This is a genomic window from Desulfovibrio sp. 1188_IL3213 (assembly GCF_036763145.1).
Classification (GTDB): Bacteria; Desulfobacterota; Desulfovibrionia; order Desulfovibrionales; family Desulfovibrionaceae; genus Desulfovibrio.
Map to the genome: position 1 here is coordinate 1 of NZ_JBAIYR010000728.1, position 279 is coordinate 279.

1 protein-coding gene is annotated in these 279 nt (G+C 43.7%); it reads right to left on the reverse strand.

Annotated features, from left to right (window positions below; genetic code table 11):
• On the reverse strand, positions 1-214 hold a 214-nt coding region (gene tnpA / locus V6C16_RS14755), incomplete at its 3' end, for an IS200/IS605 family transposase (RefSeq protein WP_333543630.1).
• Between the last annotated feature and the right edge of the window lie 65 nt (positions 215-279).

The window sequence follows — 279 nt, forward strand, 5'->3', positions numbered from 1 at the left end:
TTTTGGGGGGAATCTCAAGCAACATGTGGATGTGATCAGGACAACACTCTGCCTCAACTATTTTCACATCTTTCCATTCGCACAATTTCCGCAGAATTTCGCCTATTGCTCTTTTCTTTTCACCATAGAACACCTGTCGGCGATACTTAGGGGCAAAAACAATGTGATATTTACAGTTCCAGCGCGTGTGGGCTAAGCTTTTCGTGTCACCCATCGTGACCTCCTTTTGATTTGTTGACTCGCAGTTGCCAGACCGCGAGATTTTTTAACAAATCAAAA